General features: G+C 35.8%; 7 protein-coding genes and 3 pseudogenes. 6 read left to right on the top strand and 4 right to left on the bottom strand.

Translation table 11 applies throughout. The annotated features are described in order from the left end of the window. Positions 1-22: 22 nt before the first annotated feature. Positions 23-277 (bottom strand): annotated as a pseudogene (locus F895_RS00005) (hypothetical protein); the annotation flags it as partial. A 204-nt stretch (positions 278-481) separates the two neighbouring features. Next, positions 482-1,611 (bottom strand): annotated as a pseudogene (locus F895_RS19845) (IS3 family transposase). Positions 1,612-1,884: 273 nt separating this feature from the next. Here F895_RS19845 and F895_RS19840 point away from each other — a divergent pair. From F895_RS19840 to F895_RS00030, 5 genes and pseudogenes are all read left to right on the top strand, one after another. Next, positions 1,885-2,052: a YhfG family protein gene (locus F895_RS19840; protein ID WP_002125865.1), complete on the top strand. Its 168-nt coding sequence runs from the start codon at positions 1,885-1,887 to the stop codon at positions 2,050-2,052. Positions 2,053-2,064: 12 nt separating this feature from the next. Then, positions 2,065-2,661 carry a putative adenosine monophosphate-protein transferase Fic gene (locus F895_RS00020; RefSeq protein WP_004658347.1) on the top strand — a complete coding sequence of 199 codons (597 nt, stop codon included), beginning with the start codon at positions 2,065-2,067 and terminating at the stop codon, positions 2,659-2,661. A gap of 349 nt (positions 2,662-3,010) precedes the next feature. Next, positions 3,011-3,267, top strand: a pseudogene (locus tag F895_RS20375) (hypothetical protein). Positions 3,268-4,186: 919 nt separating this feature from the next. Further along, complete coding sequence (locus F895_RS00025; protein WP_000366814.1) at positions 4,187-4,492, top strand: helix-turn-helix domain-containing protein; 306 nt, start codon at positions 4,187-4,189, stop codon at positions 4,490-4,492. Then, positions 4,492-5,757 carry a type II toxin-antitoxin system HipA family toxin gene (locus F895_RS00030; RefSeq protein WP_000934717.1) on the top strand — a complete coding sequence of 422 codons (1,266 nt, stop codon included), beginning with the start codon at positions 4,492-4,494 and terminating at the stop codon, positions 5,755-5,757. The genes F895_RS00025 and F895_RS00030 overlap by 1 nt, the downstream gene beginning before the upstream one ends. Before the next feature lie 1,761 nt (positions 5,758-7,518). Here the strand turns inward: F895_RS00030 and F895_RS00035 are convergent. Together F895_RS00035 and F895_RS00040 are read right to left on the bottom strand one after the other, a co-directional pair. After that, positions 7,519-7,806, bottom strand: coding sequence for a hypothetical protein (locus tag F895_RS00035; RefSeq protein ID WP_000908082.1), 288 nt, complete (start codon positions 7,804-7,806; stop codon positions 7,519-7,521). A gap of 2 nt (positions 7,807-7,808) precedes the next feature. Next, positions 7,809-8,447, bottom strand: a complete 639-nt coding sequence (locus tag F895_RS00040; protein WP_000585007.1) for an AAA family ATPase — start codon at positions 8,445-8,447, stop codon at positions 7,809-7,811. A gap of 403 nt (positions 8,448-8,850) precedes the next feature. On the opposite strand from F895_RS00040, the gene repM reads away from it, so the two are divergent. After that, positions 8,851-9,789 (top strand): replication initiation protein RepM, encoded by a 939-nt coding sequence (gene repM / locus F895_RS00045; RefSeq protein WP_002046604.1) that lies wholly within the window; start codon positions 8,851-8,853, stop codon positions 9,787-9,789. Positions 9,790-10,187: the final 398 nt, after the last annotated feature.

Below are 10,187 nucleotides of genomic sequence, written 5' to 3'. Positions count from 1 at the left end.
TAACTTAAATAAAAAAGTCTCCGACAAACCCGGTACGGTTCAGTATCAACTGTAAGATTGCAACATAATTAGAATGCACACGTAAGCCAGGCTCCGTTTGCATCAATAGCAAGATTTTTTGCCAAATTTTGACGTAGATTGCTTTGAACTTTGCTTGTACTACGGCTTTCTGACTCTGTTTAATCTTTTTGATTTTCAGTAATTCTGAGTTGATTTTTACTATCTCAAGTTGAACATTTTTTCGACCAAAGCAAAAGGGCATTATAAATTGCCCCATAAAAATCTCTATATTTTTTACTAAATAGTCAAATTTTAACATTTTTATCGATATAAAAAATGAGCATATCTTTGTATATTAAGATTCATTTAATTTATCAACTAAATTTTCTCAAAATTACAATTATCAACAAATAATGTGGTTCCGTTAATTAGACCACTCAATTCAGTTTTATAAGTGATAAATCCGCTCTAAATATTTAAATTATGCTGCCATTACTTTTAGTAAATGTTGATCATAAAATTCATTTGGTGTTGCCTTATTCAAACTTGAATGAGGACGTATCGTGTTATAAAAATCCAAATATTCAGCAATTGATTGTTTCGCTTGTTTAACCGTATCGTAAGCCTTCAAATAGACTTCCTCATGCTTCAAGCTGCGCCATAATCGCTCAATCATCACATTATCTCTCCACCGTCCTTTCCCATCCATACTGATACTGATATTTCGCAATTTTAACTCATTCAAAAATGCCTCGCTTGTGAATTGACTGCCTTGGTCTGTATTAAACACCTATGGACAACCATATTTCACAATTGCTTCTTGCAACGCATCTATGCAAAAGTCTGTTTCCATACTGATCGATACACGATGAGCCAGTACTTTACGACTATGCCAATCTATAACTGCACACAGATAGACAAAGCCTTTAGCCATAGGAATGTATGTGATATCTGTACACCAGACTTGATTAGAGTGATCGATGACCATGTTTTTCAACAGATATGGGAAAATACGGTGTGCAAGATTAGGCTTACTGGTATTGGGTTTTGGATACAAGGCATGTATTCCCATCAAGCGCATTAAACGTCGGACTTTACGCCGACCTATTTGATGCCCTTGACGCTGTAGCATATCTCGTATCATTCGACTGCTCATAAATGGGTAGTCGAGATGAATTTCATCGATCAGACGCATCAAACTCAAATCAGTTGATGAAATCTCTTTGGGCTTGTAATACAACGTACTGCGATTGATTTGAATCAATTGCGATTGTTGTCGTACCGAAAGTTGATGGGTCTTATCGATCATTTTTTGCCGCTCAGCTGCCCTATTTTTCTGAGCGCACCTTCTAAAAAATCAATTTGCAATGCCTGATGTCCTATCTTGGCATGTAAAGCTTTGAGGTCAATCTCAGGTTCTTGTTGTGCTGTTGGTCGTGAAAAAATATTGACTGATTGCTCAAGCAGTTGATTTTTCCAATCGATGATTTGGTTTTGATGTAAATCGAATTGAGTAGAAAGTTCAGCGAGTGTGTGGTCGCCTTTAATTGCTGCGAGAGCAACTTTAACTTTAAACTCTGCTGAATGATTACGACGTTTTCTTCGTGTCATGGTTGACTCCAAAAACAAGCATTTCCCATGCTTATTGGGGAGTAGATTATCACTTATAGACGTGGTCTAAAATCCTAGAACCACATCAAAATACATATGGTTTACTTATCATGGGTGGTCTAAATTTTAAAAATTCTTCCACTTTTTTTTAGTTTTCTGTTATTACATGAAACAATACCGTTGTATTACATTTTGAAATGCTGTGTATGCAGCATTGATCAAAAAGATTTTCTGCTATACTTACTTCACGTGTAGCATCAATGGAGTTTCGAAATGCTCAGAACCACTGAACAGAAAAAAAAATATATTCAAGCGACACGTGCGCAAAACTATCAAGCCAGCCTAAAGCTTGAAGGCATTACAACGACAGCTCAAACAACTCAACAAAGTAAAGCTGAAATCTTGCAAAAATATAAGAAGTATTCGCAACCCGAAACTTAGTCAGGTGCATGTATGGATAAATATGGGGAAATGGGTGACAGCCTGTATTGTTACCCTGGCACAAATATCCTAAAGAACAAACTCAATATTCATGATGAACAAATTTTAGAACAAGCTGAACTAGAACTGTCTGGATTGGCAAGTAACTTAATTGAATATGCTGAACCACCTTACGACTTACAATACTTAAAATCAATTCATGCGCAGCTCTTTGGCGACTTATACGACTGGGCAGGAAAGTTAAGACAAATCGATATTTCCAAAGGTGACACCCGTTTTTGTAATTTTTCCCGTATTGAAATTGAAACCAATAAACTACTCAAACCGCTTCAAGAAAAAAAATACTTTCAAGGCTTAGCACCACAACAACTGATTCCTCAACTTGCCGACTTGTATTGTGAGCTTAATGTCATACACCCATTCCGTGAAGGTAATGGACGTACACAACGGATTTTCTTTGAGCATCTGATTGCTCATTGTGGTTATGGTATTGATTGGTCTCGCATTGACTCTCAACAACAATGGATTCAAGCCAATATTGAAGGTTTTTATGGTAATTTAAATCCATTAATTAAGATTTTTGAAATATGCTTTATTCAAAATACCTAAAATTTAAGTAGTCGAAGCCCACAATCCTTAATGAGCCATCATCTTTGCTTCAATCCACTGATTAATTTCCCAAATAAACCAACAATCACGATTCTTAGAAATCTTAATACTCTTCGGGTAATTTAGGATCGTAATATTCAGATTACTTATCCAGAATTGAATAGATCGTTAACTTAGATAGACTTTTAAGCAATGTAACTTGCCGCATGTTTATCAACATATGTCTCAAAAAAGTCTGCCCATACATAGATTTATGGCGTTTAGTGCTTAAATTTCAGATTAATCTTCGTCTGATGACCTGAATGGATGTTACAGATTACATGCAGGTGAATTACTCTGTGGCTGTATCATGGCTTTTGTGCAATCCAATCCATTTGATCCGAATGTTCTCTTTGCAATAAAGCAGCCTCTTCTGCTTTTCCTGAACCAACGAACTATGTCATTGATTTGATTCAACCGACAACAGTGATGCTGAATCAAATCTCCAAAGAAGGGATTAAATGCAAGAAATGTGGTAAGAAAAAGATAGGGGATGGAAGTTATTATCCGTCTAATTGGAACCAGCCCATGAGTCGAGATCAGTTGAGTAAGAATCATTTTAAATGAATAAGAGAAGGATGGCTTACCTCACTTCTCCGAATAACAATGCTATGCTTTTCAACCAAGGTTATAAATTGGCAACTACATTTCATTCTTCTTCATGCTGGTCCTATAGCCTGTAGACAATTACTACATCATTTGCATTCAATGCTCAATACAGCCTGTCAGCAGAACCGCAGCGATACTTTTTTTCGTGCATACATGTAGTGTTTAAATCCATTCATTTTTCAATGATCCTCTGCCGTTTATCACATTTATGGTCGATCTTTAACCTTGTGAAAAATGCACATACCGATCCCTTCAAACTGTCAAATTTATGTATGCATGACATTTAAAGAAAATTATCTGATCAATTTTTTTAGGTAAAATTCATCAAGAAAAAGTTATTATTATTCATAACATCACCAATAACCACATAAAAACAATAATTTAATAAATTATTCTTCCATTTTTTTTATATTTAGTGTTATTACCTCTAAATCCATGTTTACCACCTTCTATTACATAAGTAATTTAGAAGTATCCACGATATAAATTGCTTGCCCTCACACCTCTCCCCTCTCACGCCCAAAAAATTTATACTGAAAGGCAGATTAAGCCCGTTCGAGTTACATATAGCCGCATGCTATATTGAAAGCATTAAGAAAATATCCTCAATATTTATAGGATTTTTAAAGTATGAACTAATTTTCGAAGAACCCTTTCTAAGTAATGTGACCTATTAGGAAAAATGAAAATACTGAAATCTCCGTATCAACAATCAGTCAAAGTACATCCTGATGATTTTCTGTAACCGATACCCAAGGACTATACCTACCCTTCTGATGTGCTGTGCAACAAAGCCCTCCTTAGCCACACTATAGCTATAGATTAATTCCATTATTTTGTGATTTAATTAAATTATTCATTCTTAAGACCCAATTTAATGGATTTATATTTCACTAAACCAGAAGAAGTTGTGACTCTTTTAGGTGAGCGTTTACGTAAGCAACGACTCTTTCTGGAGATGTCTCAAGCTGAGGTAGCAGCACGCGCTGGTGTCGGCGTGAATACAGTTTCGAATCTTGAAGCGGGACGAAATGTATCTGTTGAAAATTTAGTCCGTATTGCAATGGTCTTGGGTCGATTAAACGAACTTCAGGAACTATTTAAACCTCAGCTTAACAGTGTGAATGACATTCTTCGCTATGAGAGTCAAAGTAAGCGCCACCGTATTAAGAGGAAGGGATAATGCTCAATAGACTTAATGTTTATTACAACGGTTGGGGCGAATCATGGTTATGGGGAACGCTGATTAGTTCAACAGCCACGACAGGTAGACCCACCATTGCTTTTGAATATAGTCCAGAAGCAATACAGCAAGGTGTTGAGCTCTCTTCTTACTTGCTGCCTTTAAAAGGTCTACCATTCAGACAAGGTTTTCCTACTCATCAAATGGGACTCCCAGGTCCAGTCTATGACGCTTTACCAGATGGTTGGGGCATGATGTTGATGGATCGATATTTCAAAAAAATTGGCTTAAATTCAGCACGAATTGGACCTTTGGAGCGTCTGACCTATATTAGTAGTCACGCAATGGGTGCCCTCTCCTTTGAACCTTGTGTTGCTGACATGCAAACCTCAGAAAATATCCCTTTACAACAACTAGCCCAGGAAGTTCAAGAAGTACTCAAAGGTGAAGGTGGTGAATTTCTACAGCATTTATTGGTCATGGGTGGCTCCCCTCAAGGTGCCAGACCAAAAGCGTTGGTTTACCGAGATCCTGTCAATTTAGAGTTTTCGACTCAAGATTCTGATCAACATGAAGCCTGGCTGATTAAGTTTCCTGCTCAGCAAGAGCATCCTGAAGTCTGCGCCATTGAAGCCGTCTATGCAGAATGTTTGCGACTTTGTGCAATTGAGACTCCAGATACCCATTTCTTTAATTTGCCCAATGGTTTAACGGCTTTTGCTTCTAAACGATTCGATCGTCAAAATGGTATGCGGATTCCAATGCAGAGTTTGGCTGCATATACAGGAGCAGACTATAAAGTTCCAGGTAGCCTAGACTATCGCAATTTTCTCCGGGCAACCTTGATGTGTACGCAAGATGTACGAGAAAGATTGCATGCTTTTAAACGTGCTGTGTTTAATGTGCTTTTCAATAATCGGGATGACCATACTAAGAACTTTTCATTTCTCATGGAGAAAAATGGTCAATGGAAATTGGCTCCAGCCTATGATGTGACCTTCTGCGAGGGTCCAGGTGGTTATCATCAAATGGACATTATGGGAGAAGCGCTCAATATTTCCCGAAATGACATACATAAACTCGGTACTTCAGAAGCTAATCTGACTACTCTAGAAGTCGATGAGATCATCTTGACCATGCGTGAAATTGCACTTCAATTTAGTCAAATTGCGCAGCGCCTGTATCCCCATCAAATTCGAGAATCTACCCTACAGATGATTCAATCACGGATTCAACAGAATATTGATTTTTTAACTGAAACCTAAGCGTAAATATAAACTAAGCGCCAACCATCAACTGCAAATAGACTTTGATATAGTTAGTCGCTACATAATCTGTAGAACCTGTGAATTAGCTCTCTTTATAATCACGAATATTAGATGGATCACCGCCAAGATATATTCTGCAAACGTGAAATCACTACATCCAGATCGAAAATCACTAAGAAAAAACTGTCACCAAAAAAAGGTCTGCACTATGGATAGATGCAGACCAAACTCTGGATAACTACCAGCACGAGAAATATGTCGCAATTTTGCATAGACATGAATTTGATAAAATCAGCCCAGAAAGCCAGAAATTCATAAAAACTATTTCATCAATCCCCTATAACTTAATCACGTTCATGGTCGATCTTAAATCTTGTGAAAAGTACTCATGCTGACCTAGCCAAACTGTAAAACTCATGTATTCATAGCCTTTAAATGAATCTTTCAATCGGTATATTTAAGGTAAAAACTAGTAATCAGAAGTTATTATCACCCCCATATAAAACAAGGATCAACTTAAAAACAATAACTTAGTAAATTATTCTTCCATTTTTTTTATATTTAGTGTTATTGGCTCTGAAAGTTTCTCGCACTGAGTTTATATGCGGACCAATTCGTTGTACGGTAGATTTTAGTTGCTGGCTTCTTCATTCGGAAATTATATTGCTGAATCAGACCTTACAAACAGCTTTGTGCAACAAAGCCGTCTTTAAGTACTTTTTTTAAAGGAAAAATCATCGACTTAAATCTATATTTCCAACAGTGCCACTTTTATCGCTTTAGCACCTCAACTTATTTAAGTGGCGTAACTTACATAACTTATGCATCCCATTTAAGTGACCTCAGTTATAGTATTCCATGTCAGGAATTTGTCCACTTATTCCAATGATGATGAGAACTGCAGCATTGACTTAGATCGCCAGTGCTCAGTACTGGCCATCATGTAGCTTTTATCGCTTTAGCGCCTTAACTTATTTAAGTGGCGTAACTTGCATAACTTATGCATCCTATTTAAGTGATGTAAGTTATAGTATTCCGTGTCAGGAATCTGTCTACTTATCAGCGTCCGCGGAACTGCAGGATTTCTGGCTTTGTTGTTCGCAACGAGGGCTAACTCTGGAGTTCCGTATAAGGCATAATCAATAACGACGCCTGATGCGAACATAGCGATTGGGCTGAAACGGAAGGTATCAGGAGCAATCGCTTTGGCAGAATTCCCCAAGGTGCTCACAATAAGATTCACATTGATGAAATCTGGCTTTCTACTCAGCCCATGGATATGCGAGCAGTTACTTATACTGCTCTTTCTCATGTCCTAAAAGCCTTTGACTATGTCAAATCGCAACATTGAGGTTATCTTGTTTTGGAATAAGCGTGGTCATTGTATGAAAGTGTTGATACATGATGGACTGGGTATTCAAAGCTCTACGGTTGAAACAAGCAACATTTCACTGGACTCAAACTCATCATAGTGAAACAATTACAAGCATTGATTCAGAGTTTCGCTTGATAAAGAATTTGACAATGTGCATCAAACATCATGACATCAATTCAGTCAGCCAAGCTGAATAGCCTAGATCCGTGTCTGTGCAGAAAAGGACGCCTTCATATAAAATAACTCAAATAGATAAATTACCACCACACTGCTAGAGCCTGAGCTGAATTTAAAAATATCTATAGGGTTCACCGGGGACTTACAGTAAATTTAACTTGGATAAAAAATATCCCCCTTAAAAAAGTGGGATATTTTTAATTTATTTATTTATTTAATATTTCTTTTAATTCATCTGCACTATATGTCGATAAATTTTCTATAGCTGCTCGAACAATACTTGAACGATTTATTCTTGCATTTTGCCCTTTTACAACCAGCTCATCAATTAGTTTACTAATATCTTCATTGAGAGAAAAAGTGTAACGAATAAATTTTTTTTCACTTGATTCTAAAGCCTTTACCCTCTTTTCTGCACCAGATATAAATGCATCTAACATTTTATCTTGTTCAGTAGGTTCAGGTTTTTTGTTTAGCCCAGTTAAACCAGCCATAGTTATACTCCTAAAAACTCTCTTGCAATACTTTCAATTTCAGCTTTCGCTTTAGGATCACTATTTACTTCAAAAACCGAAAGCCCATTTTCATCTGCATCATCATAAACATTTCGATTTGTTGTGATTGAATTCAATGCATCAATACCAAATGATTTGCATGCCTCTTTTGCATCTAAAATTCTTTGAACTTGAGAAGGAAGAGTTGGACACTGAGTAATAATTGCTCTAGCTTTCAGATTTGGATTTACTGTCTTTGCTAATTTTAAAACTTGTTCCATATGATCTAAAGTTTTTAGATCTCTTCGTTTGGGTCTAAACGGCAATAACATATGTGTAGCTATAGTCATTGCTGAACGTAATGCTTCAGAATCCTGTCCACCTGCATCAATGATAATATCTTGGTATCTTTTATCTAAATCTTTTAAAACTGAACGTATATTCCCTGATGCTTGTACTGATGGAATATTATTTAATTCATCGTTTTCATCTCTTTCTTTGACCCAATCTGTTGTTGTTCCTTGAGGGTCAGCATCTAATAAGAGGACGTCTCTTTGACTTTGTTGTAAGTAAACTGCAAGATTTTGAGCTAAACAGCTTTTACCAGCACCGCCTTTTTCACCACCAACTAAGATAATCATAATTTATGTAAGTTACGTAAGTTTGTTTGTGTATAATTTAACGGTGATTTATGAAGTAATCAACTATCATGAAAAAAAAAATTAAAAAAAAGTTATCCACAAAAGAATGGTCTTTTTGAATTTATATATATTTATTTAAATTTATTATTTATATCTCTGCTCAAAGCTTGACTAGCAAAGGGATACAGGAAGTATATGTTGACAAATTCCTACCAATAAGTTGACTTTTTCCTGTTTCTGAGTTGACATATTCCTACCAATAAGTTGACTTTTTCCTGTTTCTAAGTTGACAAATTCTGTGCATAAGTTGACAAATTCTTTTATTAAAAATACTTTCATTTGTGGACGTTAAGTAGTATTGTCAATATATCTATTTATAACATTTTCCTTAATATATCTCCCTATGAGTAACATAGTATATAAAGATAATAATTTGGTTGAAGCATCGTATTCACTAAATCTATCTGAGCAAAGGCTAATATTAATTGCGATCATTGCTGCTCGAGAAATTGAGAAAGAACTTACTTCTGATACTATACTTACGATTCATGCTTCTGAATACATGAAACAGTTTAATTTAGGACGTCAAGCATCTTATGAAGCGTTACAATCTGCATGTGATAATCTTTTTGAACGGCATTTGAATTATAAAGCAGTAGATCCTATAACTGGAAAAATAGGAATATACAAAAGTAGGTGGGTTTCAAAAGTTGGTTATGTTAAGGAAGAGGGATGCGTCCAACTAATTTTTGCACCAGATATTATCCCCTTATTTGTAAAACTTGAAGAAAAGTTCACAAGATATGAACTTAAACAAATCTCACCACTTACAAGCATTTATGCTATTCGCCTGTATGAGTTACTCATACGTTGGAGATCAACTGGTAAGTTATATATTTCTATAGATGAGCTTAGATCAAAACTCGGATTGATAGAAGATGAATATAAAAAGATGGGAGACTTTAAAAAAAGGGTTCTTACCGTAGCTTTAAATCAAATTAACAAATTTACGGATATTACTGTTTCTTATATACAAAAAAAGGAGGGAAGAAATATTTCAGAATTACATTTCATGTTTGAAGAAAAAGAACAAAATAAAACGAGTACAAGTGCTCCTTTAGAGCCAACTTATAAATTGACAGCTAAGCAATGTATATTCTTTGCTAAAAAGCTATGTGATATTACTAACTATCCAAAATTTGGTAATGATTTCGCACATCGTGGAGAGACTCTAGAAGACTTTCAGGAAAGGATATCAAGTGATCTTCTTGATAGCGATAATGTTAGAAAGTATTTTTCTTATTTGTTAGAAGTTGGTTATGCTCCTAAATACAAGAAGTAACCCTTTAGTTAATTGTCACTTTAAACAAAAGACCACGCCCTCTCATACTAAGTTTTTAATTAAGATTGCTTTCATGTGATTTTAATATGAATTAGCATAAGTTACATAACTTATGCTGGTTAAGTAACCACCTATCCTGCCTTTATAATTTATTGCTGCAGTTCTCATCATCATTGGAATAAGTGGACAGATTCCTGACACGGAATACTATAACTGAGGTCACCTAAATAGGATGCATAAATTATGTAAGTTACGCCACTTAAATAAGTTAAGGCGCTAAAGCGATAAAAGCTACATGATGGTCAGTACTGAGCACTGGCGATCTAAGTCAATGCTGCAGTTCTCATCATCATTGGAATAAGTGGACAAATTCCTGACATGGAAATTGCAGCGAGATT

Source organism: Acinetobacter sp. CIP 64.2 (genome assembly GCF_000369645.1).
Taxonomy (GTDB): domain Bacteria; phylum Pseudomonadota; class Gammaproteobacteria; order Pseudomonadales; family Moraxellaceae; genus Acinetobacter.
The sequence above is the reverse complement of the archived record's forward strand: the minus strand, read 5'-3'. Positions and strand labels throughout refer to the sequence as shown.

Coding starts and splice junctions, on each gene's coding strand:
- F895_RS19840 (WP_002125865.1), top strand. CDS start 1,885: ATGCTCAGAACCACTGAACAGAAAAAAAAATATATTCAAGCGACACGT.
- F895_RS00020 (WP_004658347.1), top strand. CDS start 2,065: ATGGATAAATATGGGGAAATGGGTGACAGCCTGTATTGTTACCCTGGC.
- F895_RS00025 (WP_000366814.1), top strand. CDS start 4,187: ATGGATTTATATTTCACTAAACCAGAAGAAGTTGTGACTCTTTTAGGT.
- F895_RS00030 (WP_000934717.1), top strand. CDS start 4,492: ATGCTCAATAGACTTAATGTTTATTACAACGGTTGGGGCGAATCATGG.
- F895_RS00035 (WP_000908082.1), bottom strand. CDS start 7,806: ATGGCTGGTTTAACTGGGCTAAACAAAAAACCTGAACCTACTGAACAA.
- F895_RS00040 (WP_000585007.1), bottom strand. CDS start 8,447: ATGATTATCTTAGTTGGTGGTGAAAAAGGCGGTGCTGGTAAAAGCTGT.
- repM (WP_002046604.1), top strand. CDS start 8,851: ATGAGTAACATAGTATATAAAGATAATAATTTGGTTGAAGCATCGTAT.